This is a genomic window from Pseudonocardia sp. OZ21, from assembly GCF_059359135.1.
This window is the reverse complement of record NZ_JCADBN010000003.1, coordinates 181,006-203,356: the sequence shown is the minus strand read 5'-3', so window position 1 is coordinate 203,356 and position 22,351 is coordinate 181,006. Positions and strand designations below refer to the sequence as shown.

Annotated in this window: 24 protein-coding genes; 6 read left to right on the top strand and 18 right to left on the bottom strand. The window is 73.4% G+C overall.

Going from position 1 to position 22,351, the window contains the following annotated elements; translation table 11 throughout:
- Positions 1–226: 226 nt before the first annotated feature.
- The 7 genes from AC5L35_RS07815 to AC5L35_RS07785 form a co-directional block, all read right to left on the bottom strand.
- Positions 227–1,003: an urease accessory protein UreD gene (locus AC5L35_RS07815; RefSeq protein ID WP_495058880.1), complete on the bottom strand. Its 777-nt coding sequence runs from the start codon at positions 1,001–1,003 to the stop codon at positions 227–229.
- Positions 1,004–1,008: 5 nt separating this feature from the next.
- Complete coding sequence (gene ureG / locus AC5L35_RS07810; RefSeq protein WP_495058879.1) at positions 1,009–1,707, bottom strand: urease accessory protein UreG; 699 nt, start codon at positions 1,705–1,707, stop codon at positions 1,009–1,011.
- An 11-nt stretch (positions 1,708–1,718) separates the two neighbouring features.
- Complete coding sequence (locus tag AC5L35_RS07805; protein ID WP_495058878.1) at positions 1,719–2,402, bottom strand: urease accessory protein UreF; 684 nt, start codon at positions 2,400–2,402, stop codon at positions 1,719–1,721.
- Complete coding sequence (locus AC5L35_RS07800; protein ID WP_495058877.1) at positions 2,402–4,120, bottom strand: urease subunit alpha; 1,719 nt, start codon at positions 4,118–4,120, stop codon at positions 2,402–2,404. Before AC5L35_RS07800 ends, AC5L35_RS07805 begins: the two co-directional genes overlap by 1 nt.
- The gene (locus tag AC5L35_RS07795) at positions 4,117–4,494 is read right to left on the bottom strand and encodes an urease subunit beta (RefSeq protein WP_495058876.1); all 378 of its coding nucleotides are present in this window, start codon (positions 4,492–4,494) and stop codon (positions 4,117–4,119) included. Before AC5L35_RS07795 ends, AC5L35_RS07800 begins: the two co-directional genes overlap by 4 nt.
- Position 4,495: 1 nt before the next feature.
- Positions 4,496–4,798 (bottom strand): urease subunit gamma, encoded by a 303-nt coding sequence (locus AC5L35_RS07790; protein WP_433277009.1) that lies wholly within the window; start codon positions 4,796–4,798, stop codon positions 4,496–4,498.
- 73 nt (positions 4,799–4,871) lie between these two features.
- Positions 4,872–5,588, bottom strand: a complete 717-nt coding sequence (locus AC5L35_RS07785; protein ID WP_495058875.1) for a hypothetical protein — start codon at positions 5,586–5,588, stop codon at positions 4,872–4,874.
- Positions 5,589–5,674: 86 nt separating this feature from the next.
- Here AC5L35_RS07785 and AC5L35_RS07780 point away from each other — a divergent pair, with 86 nt between their 5' ends.
- On the top strand, positions 5,675–6,955 hold the full coding sequence (locus AC5L35_RS07780; protein ID WP_495058874.1) for an adenylosuccinate synthase: 1,281 nt from the start codon (positions 5,675–5,677) through the stop codon (positions 6,953–6,955).
- A gap of 127 nt (positions 6,956–7,082) precedes the next feature.
- Here AC5L35_RS07780 and AC5L35_RS07775 read toward each other — a convergent pair whose 3' ends face one another.
- Positions 7,083–7,700, bottom strand: a complete 618-nt coding sequence (locus AC5L35_RS07775) for a LysE family transporter (RefSeq protein WP_495058873.1) — start codon at positions 7,698–7,700, stop codon at positions 7,083–7,085.
- 283 nt (positions 7,701–7,983) lie between these two features.
- Here AC5L35_RS07775 and AC5L35_RS07770 point away from each other — a divergent pair, with 283 nt between their 5' ends.
- Positions 7,984–9,192: an outer membrane protein assembly factor BamB family protein gene (locus AC5L35_RS07770; protein ID WP_495058872.1), complete on the top strand. Its 1,209-nt coding sequence runs from the start codon at positions 7,984–7,986 to the stop codon at positions 9,190–9,192.
- 27 nt (positions 9,193–9,219) lie between these two features.
- On the opposite strand, the gene AC5L35_RS07765 is transcribed toward AC5L35_RS07770, so the two are convergent.
- The 4 genes from AC5L35_RS07765 to nth all read right to left on the bottom strand — a co-directional run bounded on the left by AC5L35_RS07765 (position 9,220) and on the right by nth (position 12,678).
- Positions 9,220–10,416, bottom strand: coding sequence for a MarP family serine protease (locus tag AC5L35_RS07765; RefSeq protein ID WP_495058871.1), 1,197 nt, complete (start codon positions 10,414–10,416; stop codon positions 9,220–9,222).
- Positions 10,417–10,519: 103 nt separating this feature from the next.
- Positions 10,520–11,215, bottom strand: coding sequence for an NUDIX hydrolase (locus AC5L35_RS07760; protein ID WP_495058870.1), 696 nt, complete (start codon positions 11,213–11,215; stop codon positions 10,520–10,522).
- Positions 11,216–11,243: 28 nt separating this feature from the next.
- Positions 11,244–11,894, bottom strand: coding sequence for a TlpA family protein disulfide reductase (locus AC5L35_RS07755; RefSeq protein ID WP_495058869.1), 651 nt, complete (start codon positions 11,892–11,894; stop codon positions 11,244–11,246).
- A gap of 49 nt (positions 11,895–11,943) precedes the next feature.
- Positions 11,944–12,678, bottom strand: a complete 735-nt coding sequence (nth, locus tag AC5L35_RS07750; RefSeq protein WP_495059252.1) for an endonuclease III — start codon at positions 12,676–12,678, stop codon at positions 11,944–11,946.
- A gap of 252 nt (positions 12,679–12,930) precedes the next feature.
- Between nth and AC5L35_RS07745 the strand changes: the two genes are divergently transcribed.
- From AC5L35_RS07745 to AC5L35_RS07735, 3 genes are all read left to right on the top strand, one after another.
- Positions 12,931–13,182: a hypothetical protein gene (locus tag AC5L35_RS07745; protein ID WP_495058868.1), complete on the top strand. Its 252-nt coding sequence runs from the start codon at positions 12,931–12,933 to the stop codon at positions 13,180–13,182.
- Positions 13,183–13,361: 179 nt separating this feature from the next.
- Positions 13,362–14,036 carry a Crp/Fnr family transcriptional regulator gene (locus AC5L35_RS07740; RefSeq protein ID WP_169398011.1) on the top strand — a complete coding sequence of 225 codons (675 nt, stop codon included), beginning with the start codon at positions 13,362–13,364 and terminating at the stop codon, positions 14,034–14,036.
- Positions 14,037–14,208: 172 nt separating this feature from the next.
- Positions 14,209–15,396, top strand: a complete 1,188-nt coding sequence (locus tag AC5L35_RS07735) for an MFS transporter (RefSeq protein ID WP_495058867.1) — start codon at positions 14,209–14,211, stop codon at positions 15,394–15,396.
- Between the two features lie 7 nt (positions 15,397–15,403).
- Here AC5L35_RS07735 and AC5L35_RS07730 read toward each other — a convergent pair whose 3' ends face one another.
- Both AC5L35_RS07730 and AC5L35_RS07725 read right to left on the bottom strand, forming a co-directional pair.
- On the bottom strand, positions 15,404–16,195 hold the full coding sequence (locus AC5L35_RS07730) for an MBL fold metallo-hydrolase (protein WP_495058866.1): 792 nt from the start codon (positions 16,193–16,195) through the stop codon (positions 15,404–15,406).
- On the bottom strand, positions 16,192–17,001 hold the full coding sequence (locus AC5L35_RS07725) for an NUDIX hydrolase (RefSeq protein WP_495058865.1): 810 nt from the start codon (positions 16,999–17,001) through the stop codon (positions 16,192–16,194). The genes AC5L35_RS07730 and AC5L35_RS07725 overlap by 4 nt, the downstream gene beginning before the upstream one ends.
- Positions 17,002–17,039: 38 nt before the next feature.
- Between AC5L35_RS07725 and AC5L35_RS07720 the strand changes: the two genes are divergently transcribed.
- On the top strand, positions 17,040–17,930 hold the full coding sequence (locus tag AC5L35_RS07720) for a Gfo/Idh/MocA family protein (RefSeq protein ID WP_495058864.1): 891 nt from the start codon (positions 17,040–17,042) through the stop codon (positions 17,928–17,930).
- Between the two features lie 5 nt (positions 17,931–17,935).
- On the opposite strand, the gene AC5L35_RS07715 is transcribed toward AC5L35_RS07720, so the two are convergent.
- From AC5L35_RS07715 to sp36, 4 genes are all read right to left on the bottom strand, one after another.
- Complete coding sequence (locus AC5L35_RS07715; protein ID WP_495058863.1) at positions 17,936–20,977, bottom strand: hypothetical protein; 3,042 nt, start codon at positions 20,975–20,977, stop codon at positions 17,936–17,938.
- A 93-nt stretch (positions 20,978–21,070) separates the two neighbouring features.
- Positions 21,071–21,661: a hypothetical protein gene (locus AC5L35_RS07710; RefSeq protein ID WP_495058862.1), complete on the bottom strand. Its 591-nt coding sequence runs from the start codon at positions 21,659–21,661 to the stop codon at positions 21,071–21,073.
- A complete protein-coding gene (locus AC5L35_RS07705; RefSeq protein WP_495058861.1) occupies positions 21,658–22,122 on the bottom strand; it encodes a RidA family protein in 465 nt (154 codons plus the stop codon). Before AC5L35_RS07705 ends, AC5L35_RS07710 begins: the two co-directional genes overlap by 4 nt.
- A 4-nt stretch (positions 22,123–22,126) precedes the next feature.
- On the bottom strand, positions 22,127–22,306 hold the full coding sequence (gene sp36, locus AC5L35_RS07700; protein WP_495058860.1) for a Sp36 family protein: 180 nt from the start codon (positions 22,304–22,306) through the stop codon (positions 22,127–22,129).
- Between the last annotated feature and the right edge of the window lie 45 nt (positions 22,307–22,351).

Here is a 22,351-nt window from a genome sequence, read left to right as displayed (position 1 = left end):
GCGGCGTGCGACGACCAGTGTTCCCGTCGGCCGCGCACTGTCGGCACTGCGTTCGTGCCCGGGGTGCGCGGGACGCCGTGCCGCAAAGAGGTGGTGCACCCCGGGGTTGCCCCGGAGCCACGAGGCCCGCCGTGTGGTGCTCGGGCGGGTGCTCGCCGTCTCGTCCGTACGCCGCTGCATCGAGGAGTGAACCTAGCGCCATGGGCCGACAAAACCGCCAGGAACCTCAGGGGGCTGCGGAGGTGAGCGTCGTCGCGGCCCAGCCGGGATGGCCGGCGATCGCGAGCGCCAGCCCTCGGCCGGCCGTGACGGCGTCGGTGCCCACGGCCGTGGCGAGCGACCCGCGCCCGGCGAGCGGGGTGAGCGACCACCACTCGCCCGCCAGACCGGTGGGCGGGTCCTCGCCCCACACCAGCACCTCCGTGCCCAGTACGCGGCGCCCGGCGAGGTGGGCGCCCGAGGCGTGCAGCGTCGGATCACCCAGCTCCTGACCCTGCACGAGAAGCGGGCGGCCCGTAGCGGTGTCCACGATGCGGGTGAGCCCCAGGTAGCGCCCCGACGTCTCCGCGGTGCGGCCGGCCACCAGCACCTCGCGGCAGCGCAGCCGGGAGCCTGCTCCCAGCTCGGCGTGCAGCTCGCCGCGGTGGTCGGCGCGCAGGGTGACCACGGTGGGCTCCGGCAGGTACTGGACGCAGGCGCCGTCGCCGATGGTGAGCCGGACGACGAGCCTGCTCGGCCCGGACGCCTGCCCGGGCAGGGCGAGTGTGGCGGCCACCCCGGTGAGGACGAGCTCCGCCCCCGGCCCGGCGACGACCTCGAGCACCACGTCGTCGCCGCCGAGTGGGGTGGTTGCCGAGCTCACCATGTGCACGGTGGCGGCCGGGGACCGGGACGCCACGGCCCCGCGCTGGGGCAGCAGCGTCAGCGGCGGCTGGGACCGCAGCTCACGGACGACGGTGCGCGCGCCGCGCCGTTCGACGACGATCCGCGCTCTGGCCAGCACGACGATCAGGCGGCGGGCACCCGCACCGCGGCGAGCTGGGCGAGCACCCACTCGGCGACGTCGGAGGCGGCCGGGTCGGTCACCAGGGACTGTGCGATCACGGGCAGCCCGCCGCGCATCCGGTGGGCGTCGGAGGTCATCACGCCGAGGTCCGCACCCACGTACGGGGCGAGGTCCACCTTGTTGATCACCAGCAGGTCGGCCGTGGTGACGCCGGGGCCGCCCTTGCGCGGCACCTTGTCCCCGCCCGCCACGTCGACGACGAAGATCTGCCGGTCGATCAGCCCGCGGCTGAACACGGCCGTCAGGTTGTCGCCGCCGCTCTCCACGAGGACGAGGTCGAGGTCGCCGAACCGCTCCTCCAGCAACTCGACGGCGTCCAGGTTGGCGGTGATGTCGTCGCGGATCGCGGTGTGCGGGCAGCAGCCCGTCTGCACGGCCTCGATCCGGTCGGGGGTGAGCACTCCGGCCCGGCGCAGGAAGTCGGCGTCCTCGGTGGTGTAGATGTCGTTGGTCACCACGCCGAGGCGCAGCCGCGGCCCGAGCGTGCGGGCCAGCGCGGCGACCAGCGCGGTCTTGCCGCTGCCCACCGGGCCGCCGATGCCGATGCGCACCGCCCGCCCGGACGGCGCCTGCGGGACGTGCGGGTCGGGCTCGGTGACCGTCGGGTCGAGCGAGTGGCCGTGGCCGTGGTCAGCACTCATGAACTGGCTCCTTACGAGACGAAGAGACGCACCTGTTCGCGGTGGTGGTGGACGTGGGCCTGGGCCATCAGGTCGAGCACCGGCGCTCCCGGTGCGGGCAGCCGGTCGGGCGGTAGCGCCGCGGCGTGCGCAGCCTGCGCGACCACGGCGTCCAGTTCGGGGCGCAACGCGACGATCGCGGCGTTCACCGCCAGCGGGTCCAGCCCGAGCAGCCGGACCGCGGCCGACGCCGGGCCGCTCACCGCGAGGTACGCGAGGCACTGGGCGGCTTCGGCCGGGCTGCCGCCGTCGATGCCGACGACGGCGCCCACCAGCAGGGCGTGGTGGGGCCGGGGGGCCACCGCGCAGAGGGCGTCGAGCACCGGCGACGGCCAGGAGAGCCGGGCCGCGCGTAGGGCCGCCCGGCCCTGGGCCCGCGACGCGTCGCGCTGGGCGGCAGCCGGCGTGCGGGCGTCCAGCTCGCCGTCGAGCACCGACCAGTCCGTGTCGGGCCGGGTCGCCGCCACCACCGCGGCCGCAGCGAACGCGGCCCCCACGAGGCCCGTGGTGCGCAGCCGTCCGGACAGGAACGAGCCGAGGTCGGGCACCCCGGTGATCAGCCCGCGGGCCGCCGCCTCCTCGACACCACCGGAGTGGGCGTGCCCACCGCCGGGGAACCGGGCGTCGGCCAGCGTGAGAGCCGCGAGGCTCGCCATCAGAACAGGAAGTAGCGCTGGGCCATCGGCAGGACGTCCACCGGGGCGGGCAAGACGAGCTCGCCGTCGATCCGCACGGCGAAGGAGTCGGGGTCCACCCGCACGTCCGGCGTGGCGTCGTTGGCGATCATGTCGGACTTGCGGACCGACCGCGTGTCGGCGACGGCCGCGGCACGCTTGGCCAGCCGCAGCCCGTCCAGGCCTGCGCGGTCGAGCGCTGCCTGCGCCACGAAGTTGACGCTGGTGTCGGCGGCCACCAGCGGTGCGGCCCCGAACATGGGCTGCGGCAGCACCGGCTGCGGCGTCGGGATGGACGCGTTGGCGTCGCCCATCTGCGCCCAGGCGATGAACCCGCCCTTGATCACCAGCTCGGGCCGGACGCCGAAGAACTTGGGCTCCCACAGCACGAGGTCGGCGAGTTTGCCGACCTCGACGGAGCCGATCTCGTGCGCCATCCCGTGGGCGATCGCGGGGTTGATCGTGTACTTGGCGACGTAGCGCTGTGCCCGCAGGTTGTCGGCGGCCCCGTCGCCCGGGAGCGCTCCGCGTGCGGCCTTCATCACGTGGGCGGTCTGCCAGGTGCGGATGATCACCTCGCCGATGCGGCCCATCGCCTGCGAGTCGGAGCTCATCATCGAGATCGCACCCATGTCGTGCAGCACGTCCTCGGCGGCGATCGTGGTGGGGCGGATCCGGCTCTCGGCGAACGCGAGGTCCTCCGGCACCCCCGGGTTGAGGTGGTGGCAGACCATGAGCATGTCGAGGTGCTCGTCGATCGTGTTCACCGTGTGCGGGCGTGTGGGGTTGGTCGACGACGGCAGGATGTTCGCCCGGCCGACCACCTCGATGATGTCCGGGGCGTGCCCGCCGCCCGCGCCCTCGGTGTGGAAGGCGTTGATCGAGCGGCCGGCGATCGCCTCGAGCGTGGACTCGACGAAGCCGGCCTCGTTGAGGGTGTCGGTGTGGATCGCCACCTGCACACCGGACGCGTCGGCCACCCGCAGGCAGGCGTCGATCACGGCGGGGGTGGTGCCCCAGTCCTCGTGCAGCTTGAACCCGCCCGCTCCGGCCCTCAGCTGCTCCCAGAGCGCCTCGGCGCTGGTGGTGTTGCCCTTGCCCATCAGCAGGACGTTGATCGGAAGGTGGTCCATCGCCTGCAGCATCCGGCCGATCGCGCGTGGCCCTGGCGACACGGTGGTGGCCTTGGTGCCGTCGGCGGGCCCGGTGCCCCCGCCCGCGAGCGTGGTGAGACCCGACGCGAGCGCGGTGTCGACGAGCTGCGGGCAGATGAAGTGGACGTGGGGGTCGATCCCGCCCGCGGTGAGGATCCGTCCGTTGCCGGAGATCACCTCCGTGGACGGCCCGATCACCAGCGTGTCGTCGATGCCGTCCATCGTGTCGGGGTTGCCTGCCTTGCCGATCCCGACGATCCGCCCGTCACGGATGCCGATGTCGGCCTTCACCACGCCCCAGTGGTCGAGCACGACGGCGCCGGTGATCACCAGGTCGGGAGCGCCCTCCGCGCTCGTGCGCGCCGACTGGCCCATCGACTCGCGGATCACCTTGCCGCCACCGAAGATCACCTCGTCGCCGGACGCGGCGCCGCGGCTGCGGTCCTCGGTGACCTCGATGAGCAGGTTCGTGTCCGCCAGCCGGATGCGGTCGCCGACGGTGGGGCCGAACAGGTCGATGTAGCGGGCACGCTCGATCGAGGTCACTGCTCTCCTCCGTAGGCGAGCGGGCCGGGGTCGGCTCCGCGCTCGTCGAGCGCGCCTGCGAACTCGACGCGCAGACCCGGCACGCGCCGGGCGCCCGCCAGTGGGACGAGCGTCACCTCCCGCTCGACGCCCGGCTCGAAACGCACCGACGTGCCGGCCGGGATGTCGAGGTGCCTGCCCCAGGCCGCTGCCCGGTCGAACGTGAGCCCTGGGTTGACGGCCGCGAAGTGGAAGTGCGACCCGACCTGGACGGGGCGGTCTGCCGCGTTGGTGACGACGAGGGTGATCCGGTCGCGTCCCGGGTTGAGCGGGATCGACCCCTCGCCGGGGATGATCTCGCCGGGGCTGCCCGGTGCCGCTGCTCCGCCGGCCACGTCAGACGATCGGGTCGTGGACGGTGACGAGCTTCGTGCCGTCGGGGAACGTGGCCTCGACCTGCACCGAGTCGATCATGTCACCTACCCCGTCCAGTACGTCGTCGCTGGTGAGCACTTCGCGGCCGCTCGACATGAGCTCCCCCACACTGCGGCCGTCGCGCGCGCCCTCCAGTACGTGGTCGGTGATCAGCGCGACCGCCTCGGGGTAGTTCATCCGCAGCCCGCGGGCGCGCCGGGACCGCGCGACATCCGCCGCGACGTGGACGAGCAGCTTGTCGCGCTCCTGCGGGCTCAAGTGCATGCCGACAGTTCTAATCCGGCTTTGTTAACGCCACGGTTCGATCACGTTTCGGGGAACGGCGGGGATCACCCGATCAAGGGACGACCAGCAGCCAGTCCTCGATGTGCCGGTACCAGGTCCAGCGCGCCACCTCACGCGGATGCGCCACGCCGTCGCTGACCACGGTGGCGGGTCGGCAGCCCACCTGGACCGCCCGGCCGACCGCGGAACCCCGCCCGCGCGGAGCCCGCGGCGCCACGGCCCGCACGCGCCCGTCGGGCGTCCGTCCGGTCCAGCCGGCTCGGACGGCGATCCCGTCCGGACCCGGGACGACCACCAGCCGCCGGGCGTTGCCGCGCAGCACCAGCACGTTGTCGCAGTAACACTCCCCGTCCAGGTCGCGGATCTCGGCGCGGCCGACGAGCACCCCGCCCCCGTCGTCCCGGACGAGCGGCATGGCAGACGCCGTGCCGGTGAGCGCGAGCCGCTCCGCGTCCGCCCCGGCCGGGAGGCCCCACGCCGTGGCCGCGGCCGACGGGCCCGAGGGCAGATACGCCACCTCGACGGCCAGCCGGTCGGTGCGCAGCAGCCGCACGAGTACGGCGGCGAGGTCCGCATCGGTGCCCGCCACGACGACCCGGCGGGGCTTGTACTCGGCGAGAACGGGGTCGATCGCCGTGCGGTCGGGCCGGGCAGGCAGTGCGACCACGGGCACCCCTGAGGGGTGCCCACTACTGTGGACCGGGAGCCGCGTGACCTGACCGTCGTCGGAGCAGGCCAGCAGCACCACTGTTGAATCGATCGTGCTCACCAGATCGGTTACCCTCCCCGCCGCGGTGATGGGCACGCGCCGCGCTCGCTGTATCCACCTCCGGGTGGCTAGGACTGGAGTTTCACATGCCGGCGATCGTCCTGATCGGCGCCCAGTGGGGCGACGAGGGCAAGGGCAAGGCCACCGACCTTCTCGGTGGACAGGTGCAATGGGTGGTGAGGTACCAGGGCGGCAACAACGCCGGCCACACGGTGGTGCTGCCCGACGGACAGGACTTCGCTCTGCACCTGATTCCCTCCGGGATCCTCACTCCCGGCCTGCGCAACGTGATCGGCAACGGCGTGGTGGTGGACCCTGGTGTGCTGCTCGACGAGCTCTCCGGACTCGAAGCCCGCGGCGTGGACACCAGCAACCTGCTGATCAGCGCTGATGCGCACTTGATCATGCCGTACCACGTGGCCATCGACAAGGTCACCGAGCGGTTCCTGGGCAAGGCCAAGATCGGCACCACCGGCCGGGGCATCGGGCCCGCCTACCAGGACAAGGTCGCACGCGTGGGCGTCCGGGTGGCCGACGTCCTCGACGAGAAGATCCTCCACCAGAAGGTCGAGGCCGCCCTGGAGTTCAAGAACCAGGTGCTGGTGAAGGTCTACAACCGGCGCGCGCTCGACGTCGACGAGGTGGTGGACACCGTGCTCGCCCACGGCCGCCGGTTCGTCGACCGGATCGCCGACACCCGCCTGCTGCTCAACCAGGCCATCGAGGCGGGGGAGACGATCCTGCTGGAGGGCTCCCAGGGCACGCTGCTCGACGTCGACCACGGCACCTACCCCTTCGTCACCAGCTCGAACCCGACGGCGGGTGGCGCCGCGGTCGGCTCGGGCCTCGGCCCCAACCGGATCACCCGCGTGATCGGGATCTTGAAGGCCTACACCACCCGCGTCGGCTCGGGCCCGTTCCCCACCGAACTGCTGGACGCCATGGGCGAGCACCTGCGCAAGGCGGGCGGTGAGGTGGGCGTCACCACCGGACGGCCGCGCCGCTGCGGCTGGTTCGACGCCGTGATCGGCCGCTACGCCGCACGGGTCAACGGGATCACCGACTTCTTCCTCACCAAGCTCGACGTGCTGTCCGGCCTGGAGAAGGTGCCGATCTGCGTCGGCTACGAGGTCGACGGCAAGCGGATCGACGAGATGCCGATGACGCAGACCGACGTGCACCACGCCGTGCCGGTGTACGAGGAGCTCCCCGGCTGGTTCGAGGACCTCTCCGGATGCCGGACCTTCGACGATCTCCCGGCCGCGGCGCGCGCCTACGTGCACCGCATCGAGGAGCTCGCGGGCGCGCCGGTCAGCGCGATCGGCGTCGGGCCGGGGCGCGACCAGACGATCACCCGCGACGTCTGACCGGGACTCCTACGCGCTGGTCAGAGGACTACGCAGCCGCACCGTTCGTCAGCATGCCCGTGACGGCGGTGCGGGTGCGGTCCTCCGCGCTCGGCCAGAGGTGTGGATATGTGCTCGCAGTCCGGGATCAGGGGATCATGGCGGCCAGGACGGCGATGAGCGCGCTGGATGAGAGCGCGGTCGACAACCGGCCTCGAGGTCCGGTCAGAAGACGTCCGAGCACGGCTCCGCCGCAGGCCAGGACCAGTTGCCAGCTGGCGGAGGCGACGAAGGCAGCGAGGACGAACACGGCCTGCTCGGCGACGGAAGTCGTGATCCCCGCCCGCGAACCGAGGACCAACGCAGTGAAGTACACGACGGTGAGCGGATTGACGATGGTGATCGCGACCAGGCTCACGTAGGCGCGAACCGCGCTAGGTGGCGTGGACCGCTGCTGTCCGGACGGTGCATCGGCACGGAACTGGCGGACAGCGCCCACGGCGAGCCACAACGCCACCGTGACGAGGACGACGACCGACAGCCACCGAAGCGGCACCGTGACCGGTTGGATCACACCGGCGAGTGCGGCTCCCCCGAGGATCGCGAGTAGGGCGTAGAGCCCGTCCGCGGTCGCGACGCCCATGGCTGCCGCTGCGCCCACACGCAGCGATGTGCGGGCGGTGAGCGCGACGAGGTACGTCGAGACGGCTCCGACCGGTAGGGCGATCCCGTACCCGGCCAACAAGCCGGCGACGAGCGCGTCCATCACGGCATCGTCGTGATCAGGCCTCCCAGGGAACGAGACTGCTGCTGAAACGCCTCGGTAGCCGTGTCGGTCCGACAGGGAAGCAGAGGAGGCGAATGCATGAAACGATCATGTCGGGCTGTCCGGTCGGGTGCCACCGGTTAAGTCGGCTGGTTGCGCATGCGTGCGAGGCCGCGCTGCTCACCCCCACCATGTCGGCCTCGCTCGTGTCGGCCTGGTTCTGTTCGAGACCGGTAAGCCGGAGAACCCGGGAGCCATCGCTCCCGCTCCGTAGCGTCGATCCATGGTTCTTTCCCGGTTCTCGGCCTGCGCAGCGGCGCTGGTCGCGGTGGCGGCGCTCGCCTCCTGCGCGGCGCCGGCGGCGGCTCCCCCGCCGGCCGCCCGGCCGGTGCGGATCGTGCTGCCGACGGGAGCCCCCGGCATGCCGTCCTGGGCGCCGTGGCCGTCTGCCCTGCACGACGCCCGGCACTCGGGAGCGTCCACGGAGGACGGGCCGACGAACGGCGCGGTGCGGTGGCGGCGCAAGCTGGAAGCAGCGGTGACGCCCGGGCCCGTCGTGGGTGCCGACGGCACGATCTTCGTCGCCTCCGACGGCGGTGTGCTGCACGCCCTGAACCCGGTCGACGGGACCGATCGATGGACGTACGACTCGGGTACGCCCTCCGGGGGTGATCTGTCGATCTCGCCGCTGGTGCTGCCGGACGGCACGGTGCTGTTTCCTGCGGACAACCGCTTGATCGCCCTTTCCCCCACGGGTCAGCAGTTGTGGTCCGAGCCGTTCGCGGACCAGGTCACCTCGCCGGTCACCGTCGACGGGAAACGCATCTACGTCGGTGACTCGTCCGGCACCGTCAGCGCGCTCGACGTCTCCGCCCCCGACGTGCACCGGGTGGCCTGGCACGTGAACGTGGGGACGACGTCGTACGGATCCGTCGTCACCGATGGGAAGGGCCGCATCTACACCACCGCCGACTCGGCGCTCGTGGCCCTCGACGACCAGGGGGCTTCCGCCCGCATGGCGTGGCGCTCGGACCCCCACGACGACATCACGGAGGTATCGGCGGGCCTCGCGCCGGACGGCACCGCGCTGCTCGGCACGAACGGCAGCAACGAGTGGGCGTACCGCCCCGACGGCACGCTGCTGTGGAAGGCGCCGCGGGTGATCACCTACTCGTCCCCAGCGGTCACGTCCACCGGACTGGCGTACGTGGCCGACCACAGCGGGGTCGTCCACACCTTCGACGTCCGCACCGGCGCGGAAACGGGCCGGTACGGGCCGATCCAGGGGCAGATCTGGAGTTCGACGGTCGTCGACCGCGCCTACCGGCTCTACTTCGGCGGCCAGAACGGGCACGCCTACGGCTTCGACGGAAACGGCACGCAACTCTTCGACGTCGACCTCGGTGGTCAGGTGGACAGCTACCCCGCGCTGACCGCCGACGGTGCTCTCATCATCGGCAGCCGGAACGGGTTCGTCACCGCAATAGGCTGAGTCGCGCCGCCCGCCCCTGGTCGGGGATCAGGCCGCGCAGTTGCCCGTGTCGGCCTCGGAGCGCAGGTTGGCTGCGGCCTGCACCACCGGCGCCACCTGGTCGACGGTGAGGACGAAGCCGGTCTCCTGGTCGTCCAGGGCCGCGCCGAAGACCACACCGATCACGCGGCCGTCCGGCGCCACGAGCGGACCGCCGGAGTTGCCCGACCGGACCACGGCCCGGACCGTGTAGACCTCCCGCGTGACCTCGCCGTCGTCATAGATGTCGGGGCCCTTGAGGTTGATCATGGACCGGATCTTGGCCGGCGTGGCCGTGAACGGGCCGTCCAGCGGATAGCCGAGCACTACGGCGTCGTTGCCCGGAGAGGCGGGCTTGGGGTCGAACGTCAGCGGCTTCGCGTCCAGATCGGGCACCCGCAGCACCGCCAGGTCGACCCGGGGGTCGTAGAGCACCACCTCGGCGGTGAGCTCCACCGTGCGACCGCGCCTGTTGACCACCTCGACCCCGGTATCGGACGTGCCGGCGACGACGTGGGCGTTGGTCAGGACGAGCTGGGGTCCGATCACGAACCCGGTGCCCTCCAGCTGGCGCGCGCAGGACGGGGCGCGACCGCGGATCTTGAGCACGCTGCTGCTCAGGTCCTCGATCATGGGGCTCTGCGCGATGGCGGGATTCGGGGGACCGACCTCCGTGATCGGCGTCTCCGCGAACGGGCTGAGGACGTCGGGGAAGCCGGAGTTGTTCAGCAGCTGCCGCAGCTCGGCAGGCAGCGCCTTGGCACCGGCCGGCATCACGGAGTCGACGGCCCGGAGCACCTCCGACCCGCGCACCCCCGAGGCGAGGCCGGGGAAGCTGGCCGACGCCAGCGGCAGCGCGACGAGCCACGCCGCGATGACCACGGTGAAGGCCTGGAGCACCGAGCCCAGCGTGGAGTCGACCTGCAATGAACGATGGCCGGTGATCCGGTCCCGGATGCGCCGCCCGAAGAAGACCCCCGTGGTCTCGCCGAGGGCCACCAGCAGCACCACCACGACGACGCTGACGATGACGCGCGTGGTGGGCGCCTCCACGCCTGCAGCCAGCAACGGCGCCAGCCGTACACCGAGAACGGCGCCGGTGAGCACTCCGACGAACGACAGCAGCGCCACCGCCATGCCGTGCCGCCACCCGGACACCGCCGCGATCAGCGCCAACCCGAGAACGACCCCGTCGACCCAACTCATCGCTCGGCCTCGCCAATGCGCTGCATCGATGAGTCGCGCGCGGGGTCACCCGTGGTGCCACCTCGCCTGCGCGCGTCCCGCCCGGCTGCCCGGGGCACCGCGCTCATGATCCTGCGACCTCCTGCCGACCGGCCCGTGCCGCGGACCACGCTGTGCCCAGATCGTCCATCCGGGAGGTGTCCCAGGGGCGCGCCCAGCCCCCCAGATCCAACAGAGCGGACAATAAGCCCCCTGTGAAACCCCAGACGAGCAGCCCCGAAACGGCGAACGCGGGGCCGCTGGTACCCGACGGGTTACGGATCAGGAGCCGGTTGGCCGGCTCGACGAGCGCGGAGAGGGGCACTCGGACGACGGCTGCGGTCTCGCCCGTGTCGACGGCGTGCACGGCGACCGGACGCTCCCAGTGGGCGACCACCGGCGTGACCACGAAACCCGACGGCGGGATGAACAGCTCGGGCAGCACGGCCAGCGGCGCGACCCCGGCCGGCTCCACGCCGGTCTCCTCCTCGGCCTCCCGGAGGGCGGTGGCGACGGCGTCGCGGTCCTCCGGGTCGGCACGGCCGCCGGGGAAGGCAACCTGACCGGCGTGGTTGCGCAGGGTGCTCGCCCGCTCCACGAGGAGCACGTCGGGACCGTGCACCGGGTCCTCGCCGAAGAGCACCAGCACGGCGGCCCGTCGCCCGCCGGAAGCGGGGGGCCGGATGCGGTGGTGGCTCAGCGTGGCCGCGTCGGCGTCGCCGACGTTCTCCAGCAGCGGGCGTAGCCATCCCGGGGTGCGCTCGGGCTGCAGGGTCGTCACGACCGGGTCTCCGTCACCACGGTCACCGTCACGACAGTCGCTCCACGGCCGCCGCGACGTCGTCGGCGCTGCGGAACGGCACGGGTGGGTCGACCCGGGTGACGCTGCCGTCGGCACGTACCACGTAGGACACGGGCAGCGCGGGCGGGATGTCGAGGGCGGTGCGGAGTGCGCCGTCGGGGTCGGTGACGGACGGCAGCGTGACGCGGATGTCGCGCAGCAGCGCGAGGGCGGCACGCGGGTCGTCACGGGAGTCGATGCCCAGCACCGGCACGGCACCCGGCCGGGCGGCGTAGGCGGCCAGCGCGGGCAGCTCGTCCCGACACGGTCCGCACCAGGAGGCCCAGACGTTGATGAGGGCCGGACGGCCGGCGAGCGCCGTGCCGACGTCGACGGAACCGGGCGCGCCGAGGCACGGGACGGTGACGCCGGCCAGCGGACCGGCAGCCGGGGCGCCGCTACCTGCGGGGCACGGTGCGCTCCCGGCTGCGGCACGTAGCGGCGTGAGCTCGGAGTCGGGCACCGAGACGGCCGTGGGGCCCGCCGCCTCCTGCGCGGGCGCGGCCCGCTCCGATCCGCTGCGCGGCCACAGCGCGAACACGGCGGCCGCCGCCAGCACTACGACGACGAGCGTGGTGACCAGCTCGGAGCGCCGGACCCCGGCACGCGTGGGACTCACCGACACGCCCGGTGGTCGCATCGGTGGCCGAGCCAGCGGCCGAGCCTCGTCATGGTGCGTCCTGGCCCTCGCCCGTCGGCTCGGGCGCCGGCGCCTCGTCGTCGGGGATGCCGGCCATGGCGAGCAGGTGGGACCGGGACGGCCCCTTGAGGAGCGCGGCGGCCCTGATCGGGTCGGTGGGGCCGGTGCCGTAGGCGGGGCAGTCGGCGCTGAGGGTGCAGGCACCGCACGCGGGCTTGCGGGCGTGGCAGACCCGGCGGCCGTGGAAGATCACCTGGTGGGACACGATCGTCCAGTCGCGCTTCGGCACGAGCGCGCCCACCGCGTGCTCGACCTTGACCGGGTCCTCCTCCTGGGTCCAGCCCCAGCGCCGGACGAGACGGCCGAGATGCGTGTCGACGGTGATGCCGGGGACGTCGAAGGCGTTGCCGAGGATCACGTTGGCCGTCTTGCGCCCGATGCCGGGGAGGGCCACCAGCTCGGCGATGGTGTGCGGCAACACGCCGTCGTGCTTCTCGACGACGGCGGCTCCCAGCCCGATGAGCGAGGTGGCCTTGTTCCGGAAGAAGCCGGTGCTGTGGATCAGGCCCTCGAGCTCGGTGCGGTCGGCCTTGGCGTAGTCGACCGCGGTGGGGTACCGCGCGAACAAGGCCGGCGTGACCGAGTTGACGAGCTTGTCGGTGCTCTGTGCGGACAGGATCGTGGCGACGGCCAGTTCCAGCGGCGTGCGGAAGTCGAGCTCGCAATGCGCGTCGGGGTGGGTGGCGGCAAGGGTGCGCAGCATCCGTCCGACCCGCCGGGCCCGGCCGAGGGACGGCTCCCCGTCGGCCACCCTCTTGGCTAGGCGTGCCGCGTTCCGCGATGCGGTGGTCACGCTTCGAGCCTACGGCGCCCCACCGACACGCTGCGACGGCGGCGGTCAGCAAACGCCCGTGACGCACCGTGACTGCGATTATCACGAAATGGTATCGACACGCCGACGCGCTCTACCCCTGCGCGACGGCCCCCGTCACCCGTGCGGGACCATCCCCTCGTCATGACTGCCTGGTTGTCCGTCCTCGTGCCACTGCTGGTGATGTTCTTCGCGCTCGGAATGGAGCGGGTCGAATCCAAGCTACGGGAGGCCACTGTCCGGCCGGAGGAGCTCGAAGAGCTCCTGGAACGACCGCGCCCCGACGAGGTCCGGGCCTTGTTCAGACAGGGCACCGGTCGGGCGCTCGAGCTCTTCCGCTTGCGCAACCGCAACCAGCGGAGCAGGCGGTCGCCCAAGCGCAGCAAGGCCGCGTGACCCGTCCGTGGCCCCACCTGGGACCGGTCGAACCGTACTGAACTGGGCTTATAGGTGACGAAACCTCATGGCGGCGCCCACGGAAGGGCGGTTGCGACGGCACGCACGTCTGACGCACCCCCTAGACTGGCGCGCCAGTGGTCCGCCGCGGGCGAGCGGCCGGGACGAGGGGCGGTGCAGTGGACGAGGTTCTGATCCGCGCGGGGATTTTCCAGGGAGTGGAGCCGCACGCGGCGGACGCCCTGGCTCAAGCGCTCGAGCCGGCGGAGTTCCCACGGGGACACGTCATCTTTGCGGAGGGCGAGCCGGGCGATCGGCTCTACATCGTGGGCAGCGGCAAGGTGAAGATCGGGCGCAAGTCGCCCGATGGTCGCGAGAACTTGCTGATGGTGGCAGGGCCCTCCGACATGTTCGGAGAGTTGTCGATTTTCGACCCGGGGCCGCGCACGTCGTCGGCCACCGCGGTCACCGAGGTGCGCACCTACACGATGGACCGCAGCGCGCTGCGGGAGTGGATCGGTAAGCGGCCCGAGATCGCCGAGCAGTTGCTGCGCGTGCTCGCGCGGCGGCTCCGGCGCACCAACAACATGCTCGCCGACCTGATCTTCACGGACGTGCCGGGCCGGGTGGCGAAGTCGCTGCTGCAGCTCGCGCGTCAGTTCGGGTCGCAGGAGTCGGGCCTGTTGCGTGTCACCCACGACCTCACCCAGGAGGAGATCGCGCAGCTCGTGGGCGCGAGCCGGGAGACGGTCAACAAGGCTCTGGCCGACTTCGCTCATCGGGGTTGGCTACGGCTCGAGGGCAAGAGCGTGCTCATCCTCGAGCCCGAGCGGCTGGCCCGCCGGGCCCGGTAACGGTCCGTCGATCGAGCGCTCCCGGCGTCGCGCCGGGAGCGCTTTTTCGTGCCCGGAACAAAGAAGTGGTACGGACGTACCAGAATGTGTCACGCTGGTCCGCGTGTCGTCCTCGTCCGCATCCCTCGCCGATTACCGAATCGTCCTGACGTCCCCCGGGGCTCCTGGCCCCGTGCTCACCTCCGCGGTCGGCCGCCTGCCGATCGCGATGTTCGGCCTGGCCACCCTGCTCTACGTGCAACGGGCCACCGGCTCGTTCGCCGCAGCGGGCCTCGTGTCCGCGGGCATCCTGGCCGGTGAAGGGATCGGCGCGGTGGTGCAGGGCCGGGTGATGGACCGGCGCGGGCCCACGTGGCCGCTGCTGCTCGTCGCCGTGCTGTTCGGGCTGGCCGGCGCCACGCTCGTGACCGCCGTGGAGACGGGCCGGCCGTTGCCGGTGCTCGTGGCGCTGGCTCTGGTCGCCGGGCTCGTGCAGCCCGCCCTTCCGGGCGCGTCCAGGGCACTGTGGAGCGACCTCGTTCCGCCCGGACGACTGCGCGACACCGCCTACGGCTACGAGGCCATCAGCCTGGAGGTCTTCTTCATCCTCGGACCGGCGATCGCCGCGTTCCTCGTGGCCGCCCCGTGGCCCGGTACCGGCGTGGTGGTGGCTGTCGCGTTGATGGCGGTGGGTTCGGTCGGATTCGCCCTCACTCCCGCGGTCCGGGCCCGGACCGCCGCCATGGCAGACCGCGGCGACCAGCCGGCCTCGTCCGTCGGGCTGTTCGGTGCACTGGCCCGGCCCGGCATGCGCACCGTTGCGCTCGCGTCGCTGGGTTTCGGGCTCGTCGTCGGCACGGTGGAGGTCGGCGTGCCCGCCGTGACGGCCGCGGCAGGCTCGGCCGCCATGGGAGGCCTGCTGCTGTCGGCGTGGTCGGTCGCCTCGGTGGTCGCAGGTGTGATCTACGGGATGCGGCCATGGCCGCGGCCGTTGCACCTGCGGATGCCGGTGCTGCTCGGCGTGTTCGCGGTGTTCGTCGCGATGATGGCGCTGACCGGCCCGCTCGAGTCGCTGCCCGTGCTCGTGGTGACGATGCTCCTGGCCGGAGCGGTCATCACCCCGCAGGTCACCGCCCACTCGATGGCCGTCGAGATCGCCACCCCGGCTGGGACGGCGTCGGAGGCCTTCGGCTGGGTGATCACCGCCGCCACGCTCGGGCTCGCCGCAGGACAGTCGTTCGCGGGCTTCGTGGTGGAGGCGGCGGGTCCGTCTGCGGCCTTCCTTGCCGGCGGGGCGTCCGGCGCGGTGCTGGCCGTGGTGCTCTGGCTGCGCCGGGCCACCCTTGCGCCGTCGGCGGAGCCGGCCTCGGTGCCTGCCTGACCGGCGCTCAGCGGTCCGCGCGGAGGTACTCCAGCTGCGCCAGCACCGACCACTCGGCGGCGGCCCAGAGCGTCCGGTCGACGTCGGCGTAGACCACCTCCACCACCTGCCGCGCCGTCGCGTCCGGGCCCAAGTGCTCCAGCGCCGCCCGGACCTGGTCGAGCCGCTGCTCGCGGTGGGCCAGGTACGACGTGGCCGCCGCGGGGGCGTCCGGCATCTCCGGGCCGTGCCCCGGCAGCACTGTGGTGCCCTCGGGCAGCTCGGCGAGCCGCCGCAGCGAACCGAGATACGGCCCCAGCGCGCCGTCGGGATGCGCGATCACCGTGGTGCCGCGACCCAGGATCGTGTCGCCGGTGAGGACGGCGGTCGCGTCACCCGGACCGTCGAGCAGGAACGACAGCGAGTCCGACGTGTGTCCGGGCGTGCCCACCACTCGCAGTTCGACGCCGGCGGCCGCCACCACATCGCCGTCCCCGAGAGCCTCCGAGCCCAGCACGAGCGACGGGTCCAGGGCCCGTACCGGGGCCCCGGTGAGCTCGGCGAAGCGCCGTGCCCCGCCGGCGTGGTCGTGGTGCCGATGGGTGAGGAGCACCAGTGCCACGGGGCCATGGACGGCGACCCGGGCCAGGTGCTCCTCGTCGTGCTCACCGGGATCGACGACGACGCACTTGCGCTCGCCGGGGGCACGCAGCACCCAGGTGTTGGTGCCCTCCAGCGTCATCGGCGACGGATTCTCCGCGAGGAGCACCGACGCCAGCGCTGTGACGGGACGCAGCTCGCCGTACGCCGGGTGGCTCATGCGCTCCCTCCGGGGACGATGCGCTCGACGTCCAGCTGGAAGCCGGGATCGTCGGGCAGCACGACGACGACCTTCCCGCCCTCCCGGCGCACCTCCGGCGTGACCGGCCGCACCACGCGCTCGTCGGCGGCCGCCAGCACCGCGGCGCTGTCGGGGTGCTCGGCGATCTCCTGCAGTGTGCGGATCGTCGGGGCCATGAGCTCGATCTCCCCGCGCTGCCAGTGCTCCAGCGCCTCTGCGGGGTACCACCACGTCGCCTCGACGGCCTCGGTGGTGTGGGCATCGGCCTCCTGGCCCTCCGGGACGAGCGCGACGAAGAAGACGGTGTCGTAGCGGCGCTTGACCGCGGGAGGCGTGATCCAGCGCGCCCACGGGCGGAGCAGGTCGGCGCGCAGCACGAGCCCGGTCTCGGCGAGCATCTGCCCCAGCGTCTGCTGCCGGGCCACGAGCTCGGACCGGTGCCGCTGCAGGTCGGCCGGGAGCTGCGGGGTGGCCAGCAGCACGCCGCACTCCTCGAACGTCTCCCGCACCGCGGCCTGCACGAGAGCACCCGCCAGTTCGGTGTCGCAGCCGAGGCGCTCGCCCCACCAGCTGGGGTCGGGGCCGACCCACGACGCGAGCGCGGCGCGGTCCCCTGCGTCGACCCCTCCGCCGGGGAAGACCGTCATGCTGCTGGCGAAGGCCATCTCGGCAACCCGACGTTGCAGGAAGACCTGGAGGGGAGCGCGCCCGGGCGGTGGGGCAGGGGCGTCGCGCACGAGCAGCACGGTCGCCGCGGGCCTCGGAACGACGGGTTCGGAGGGCATGGACGGACACTAACCCGGCTCCGGGCAGGATGTGTCCTGTGGATCAGCTGCGCGTAGGCCTGGTCGGTGGTGGCCCCTGGGCCCGGACGGTGCACGGGCCTGCGCTCGCGGCCCACCCCGCCACGGAGATCACCGCGGTCTGGACCCGCAGACCGGAGGTGGCACATGAGCTCGCTGCCGACCTCGGGGCCCGAGCGCACACCCGGCTCGACGACCTCCTCGAGGACGTCGATGCCGTCGCCTTCGCCGTGCCGCCGCAGGTGCAGGGCGAGCTGGCAGTGCGGGCCGCCGCCGCGGGGCGGCACCTGATCTGCGAGAAGCCGCTCGCCGGCTCCGTCGAGGACGCACGTGCGGTGGTGGCCGCCGTGCAGCAGGCGGGAGTCCACTCCTCGATGGTGCTGACGCTTCGGCACGCCCCGGCCGTGCGCGACTGGCTCGCGGCCCTGCCCTCGGTCCCGGCCGGTCCGGGCACGGTGGCCACGGCGCGTTGGCTGTCCGGAGCACTGCTCGGTGGTCCCTACTCCACCTCGCCGTGGCGGATCGAGCACGGCGCGCTCCTCGACGTCGGCCCGCACATCATCGACATGCTCGAAGCTGCCGTCGGCCCCGTCTCGTCGGTCGGCTGGGCGCACCACGATCAGCCCGACCTGTGGCGGTTCGGCCTGGTGCACGAGGGCGGGGCCCAGAGCACCGTGACGATGTCGATGCGGCTGCCCATCGATCCGACGGAGACCGAGTTCGCCGTGTTCGGCCGGGGGGTGTCGCACCGGCTCGCCGGCCGCGTCGCCGATGCGCGCACCTGCTACGCGGCGCTGCTCGACGAGCTCGTCGCCGCCGTCGCCGGAACGGGCCCGGCACCGGCGCTCGGCGTGGAGCGCGGCCTGCGGCTGCAGGAGCTCGTGGAACAGGTCCGCGCCGCCGCGGGCTGACGGACTCAGCCGGCCAGATCGGGTGGGTCGGCCCGGGGCGTGCCGTTGTGGCCGGACCCGTTGCTGCTCGAGCCGTTGGAACCCGAGCTGTTGGCGATTCCCGCCCGGCGGGTCACCCGCGGCCTGCGTCCCTCCGAGAGCTCGGCCTGCAGCCGGGCGAGCAGTTGCCGATCCGCATCGCTGAGCCGCGCGAGCGACTCGGGGCGCAGCCCGAGCTCAGCCGCCCCCGGGACGGGTTCCGGTTCCGGCGCGTCCTGGGGACGGGTCTCGGCGACCGGTGCCGGCTCGGGAGCGGGCCGAGCCTCGTCCCGAGAGGGCTCGGCAGCCGGCTCCGCTGCTCGGTCGTCCTGGTACGGGGTCTCGTCGGTGAACCGGTGCCGGGGAGCCCGCCGGGGCGCCGGCCGGGGTTCACGTCGGTCCAGCTCGACGGGCGGCGCCGGCTCGGCGGAGGCGTCCTCCGCCGTGTCATCGCCGACGCTCGGGTCGTCGGCGAACGCCGACGGCGCCATCGCCCAGGAGCCGGAGAGCCACTCGGACGACCAGTCGTCCTGCTCAGGAGCCGGGTCGGCGTCGCCGTCCACGGTGTCGCCGCCCACCGTCTTGCCGACGGGCGCGTCCTCCGCCGCCGGGTGGCCGCTGTCCGCCGGTTCGTCGCTACCGGGCGTGCCGGTGCCGGCCGGGTCGCCGGATGCGGCGACGTCGTCCGCGGTCTGGCTGTCTGCGGTGTGGCTGTCCGCGTCGTCGATGGTGCCGACGTCGCCCGGGGTGCCGGCCGCGAGGGTGACCGGCGGGTCGTTGTCGATCGTCGGGTCGAGCAGCGGTGCCAGCAGGGGCTCGAGCAGCGGTCCGCTCAGGGGGTCGTTCAGCGCGTCGAAGGCAGGTTGCTCGCTCAGCTCACGGGGCAGGTCGCCGTTCCGGGCTTCCTCGCGTGCCGGGTGGGGTGGCTCGACGGGATCGGTCGGACGCAGAACCTGCTCGAGAGGCGGCGCCGGGGGCTCGGTGGGCTGTGCTCCGAGCGGGGCCGCCGGCGGGACCGGTGGTGGGCCCGGGTTGCGGCGCACCAGCGGGATCGGGGGCGCCAGCGTGGGACGCGGGTTGCGGGCCGCGGTGGGACGCGGCCGGGCGGCCGGGCCGGGCATCGGTGTGGGCTCGGGCCGTCCTGGACCCGGACCGGGCGCCGGTGGGCCGGCGGACGGGCGGGGCCGGTCCTCCTCGCGCCTCTCGGGGGAAGGCGCGTGCTCGTCGGCGGGAGGCGTCGCCTGCTCGGCGGTGGGTGACACGGCCATGAGCGGCTGGACGGCCGGCATCGCCTCCGTGCCGGCCTCCGAGGGGTCGACGTTCTCCGGGCCCGCGGCCGGGGTGCGGCGTGGAAGGGGACGCGCGGGTGGCGCCTGCCGCGGGTCGGCCAGGGCGTCGGACGGACGCAACGGGCTGCCCAGCAGGCCGGCGACGTCGGGTTGCGATGCTGCCAGCGGGTGGCGTCCCGGACGCCTGCTGGGGAGCGGGGGCGCGGCGTCGGACGCGGCGGCGGGTGCGGGGCGTTCGGGCAGGGGGCGCTCCGGCAGGGGGCGCTCGGACACACGCTCGGGCAGTGGGCGCTCCGAGACAGTGCGATCCGGCAGCGGGCGCTCCGGCGCAGGGCGCTGGGACACATCGCGCTTGGGCAGCGGGCGGTCCGGCGCAACGCGTTCGGGCAGTGGGCGCTCGGACGGACCACGCTCGGGCAGCGGGCGGTCCGGCGCAGGGCGCTCCGCCGCAGCGCGTTCGGCCAGCGGGTGCTCCGACGCGGCGCGCTGGGGCAGCGGGCGCTCCGAGGCAGCGCGCTCGGCCAGGGGGTGCTCCGGCGCGGGGCGTTCGGATGCGGCGCGCTGGGGAAGTGGGCGGTCGGGCACTGGGTGCTCGGAGACGGCGCGCTCGGCGAGGGGATGCTCCGGCGCAGGGCGCTCCGGCGCAGTGCGTTGGGGCAGTGCACGCTCGGGCAGGGGGTACTCCGAGGCAGCGCGTTCGGCCAGCGGGTGCTCCGGCGCGGGGCGCTCCGACGCGGCGCGCTGGGGAAGTGGCCGCTCGGGCGAGGGGTGCTCCGAGACAGCACGCTGGGGCAGCCCGCGCTCGGGCAGGGGGTACTCCGAGGCAGTGCGCTCGGCCAGGGGGTGTTCCGGCGCAGGGTGCTCCGAGACAGCACGCTGGGGCAGCGGGCGTTCGGGCAGCGGGTGCTCGGCGAGGGAGTGCTCCGGCGCAGGGCGCTCCGGCGCAGCGCGCTGGGGAAGTGGCCGCTCCGGCAGTGGGCGCTCCGAGGCGGGGTGCTCGGGCAGCGGGCGGCCGGTCAGCGGGTGCTCCGGCGCGGTGCGCTCGGGCAGCGGGTGGTCCGGCAGCGGGCGCTCGGACGCAGTGCGCTCGGGCGGTGGACGCTCTGCCAGCCAGTCGGGCCGGCCCGTGCCGCGCTCGCTTTCCGCGTCCCACCGGATCGGCCGGGCGTGACGCAGGGCGGCGGCGTGGTACTCGGAGACGGGCGCGCCCGCGGTGAGGACCTCGACCGAGGACGGGACGCCGGCCCGCTCGAGGATGACGGCGAGCTGGTAGGCGAGCACGTCGGTGGCCCGGGATCCGGGCTGGATCTCCACCAGCACCACCGGATGCGGCAGGGGGCCGGGGGCCGAGCCGGCGGGTGTCAGGCGGTGGGAGACCAGGACGCGGCAGCCCTGCAGCTGCCGGGGAGGCACTGCCGCCAGAGCAGCGGCCACGACGTCATCGGGCGGACCGGGCTCGAACAGGTGCTCGGGGGTGCCGCCCTGGACGGGCGGGGGAAGCGTGGCGTCCGGGTCGAGATCGGTGCGTGCGGCGCGGGCCGCGGCCACGAGAGCTGCGCGCGTGGGCGGGGGAAGGACGGCGCCTGCGGCCATCAGGCTCGCCGTGAGGATCTCGACGGCGTGCGCGTCCTCGCCGACCGCGACCAGCTCCCGTGCCCAGGCGAGCAGGTCGTCGTCCACTCGGCCGGCCAACGACAGCAGCAGGTCGTGCGTCGTCTCCGGTGACGTCTCGTGTTCCACTCGGCCCCCTCCCGTCCCGCAGGTCATCTGCCGACCGCCCTGCGGCAGCCGGCACCGCCGAGCGTCAGCCCCCCGCCTGACACGCGACGCGCGTCAGGCCCCGACGAGCTCGGCCGGGGATTGCCACAGCGATGCGGACCCAATGATGACTGCCTGGTGGTACGCCGGTGGCTCTCCGTGCGGCGGGAGCACCTCCACGCACGGTGTGCGGTCGCCGTGCGCCCGCAGCACCCGCTGCAGCACGCCCGTGAGGACCCACGGCCGTTCGCCGCCCGACACCAGCACGACCCGCTGCCTGCCACGCCCACCGGTACGCCGGCTCTGGCGCAGCTCCACACAGCCGGGATGGCCGCGGACCACGGCGGTCAGGCTCAGTGCTGCGGGGTCCAGGCCGTCGGGCACGGCCTCGAAGGTGAAGAAGAGCTCGTCGGGGCCGTGGGAGGGCAGGATCGTGTCCAGCAGCCGCCGCGGCGCGCCCCACTCGCCGACCGCGGCCACGAGAAGGTCCCGCTCGTCGTCGGTGAGCCCCACGCGGTGACGCAGCAGCTCACGCGGCAGGGTGGCGCTGAGAGCGGCTCGGCCGCCGTCGGCGAGCCAGTCGCGCAGCCGCCACAGCAGGTCGTCGGGCAGCCTGCCGGCCAACCGGACCAGGAGGTCGTGGCACGCCTGGTCGGAGGAGCTCACGGCCCCTCGACCTCCACGACCAGCTCCACCTCGACCGGAACGCCCAGCGGCAGCTCGGCCACCCCCACGGCGGAGCGTGCGTGCTTGCCCGCCTCGCCGAAGATCTCGCCGAGCACGTCGGACGCCCCGTTGATCACGCCCGGCTGCCCGGTGAACCCGGTGGCCGAGGCCACGAACCCGACGACCTTCACCACGCCGGTGATGGCGTCGATACCCACCAGGGCGTCCACGGCGGCGAGAGCGTTGAGTGCGCAGATCCGGGCGAGGCGGTAGGCCTCGTCGGGGTCGACCTCGGCGCCGACCTTGCCGGTGCCGGCCGGCTTGCCGTCGACGAAGGGCACCTGGCCCGAGGTGAACACCAGGGAGCCCGTGCGGCGCGCCGGGATGTACGACCCGGCAGGCGCTGCTACGGACGGGAGGACGATGTCCAGCTCGCGCAGCCGCTCGCTCGTGGAGGCCATGCCGTCAGCCCCGGACCGGTCGCTTGAACCAGGCGACGAGCTGCTCGGCGCTGGCGCCGGTGGTGACGGCCACCAGCTCCCAGCCGTCGCGCCCGAAGTTGTTGAGAATCGCTTGCGTGCTGTGGATCAGCACCGGAGCGGTGAGGTATTCCCATGTCGTGACAGGTGACCCGGGGGCGCTCATGAACGGTCACTGTAGCCAGCGCCTCATCCCGTTCAGGCGGCCGGG

Excerpts from the sequence above, each read along its gene's own strand:
- AC5L35_RS07765 (WP_495058871.1), bottom strand. The coding sequence starts at position 10,416 with ATGAGTTGGGTCGACGGGGTCGTTCTCGGGTTGGCGCTGATCGCGGCG.
- AC5L35_RS07705 (WP_495058861.1), bottom strand. The coding sequence starts at position 22,122 with ATGGCCTCCACGAGCGAGCGGCTGCGCGAGCTGGACATCGTCCTCCCG.
- AC5L35_RS07775 (WP_495058873.1), bottom strand. The coding sequence starts at position 7,700 with ATGGACGCGCTCGTCGCCGGCTTGTTGGCCGGGTACGGGATCGCCCTA.
- sp36 (WP_495058860.1), bottom strand. The coding sequence starts at position 22,306 with ATGAGCGCCCCCGGGTCACCTGTCACGACATGGGAATACCTCACCGCT.
- AC5L35_RS07770 (WP_495058872.1), top strand. The coding sequence starts at position 7,984 with ATGGTTCTTTCCCGGTTCTCGGCCTGCGCAGCGGCGCTGGTCGCGGTG.
- ureG (WP_495058879.1), bottom strand. The coding sequence starts at position 1,707 with ATGAGTGCTGACCACGGCCACGGCCACTCGCTCGACCCGACGGTCACC.
- AC5L35_RS07730 (WP_495058866.1), bottom strand. The coding sequence starts at position 16,195 with ATGAGCCACCCGGCGTACGGCGAGCTGCGTCCCGTCACAGCGCTGGCG.
- AC5L35_RS07780 (WP_495058874.1), top strand. The coding sequence starts at position 5,675 with ATGCCGGCGATCGTCCTGATCGGCGCCCAGTGGGGCGACGAGGGCAAG.
- AC5L35_RS07745 (WP_495058868.1), top strand. The coding sequence starts at position 12,931 with ATGACTGCCTGGTTGTCCGTCCTCGTGCCACTGCTGGTGATGTTCTTC.
- AC5L35_RS07790 (WP_433277009.1), bottom strand. The coding sequence starts at position 4,798 with ATGCACTTGAGCCCGCAGGAGCGCGACAAGCTGCTCGTCCACGTCGCG.
- AC5L35_RS07725 (WP_495058865.1), bottom strand. The coding sequence starts at position 17,001 with ATGCCCTCCGAACCCGTCGTTCCGAGGCCCGCGGCGACCGTGCTGCTC.
- nth (WP_495059252.1), bottom strand. The coding sequence starts at position 12,678 with ATGCTGCGCACCCTTGCCGCCACCCACCCCGACGCGCATTGCGAGCTC.
- AC5L35_RS07805 (WP_495058878.1), bottom strand. The coding sequence starts at position 2,402 with ATGGCGAGCCTCGCGGCTCTCACGCTGGCCGACGCCCGGTTCCCCGGC.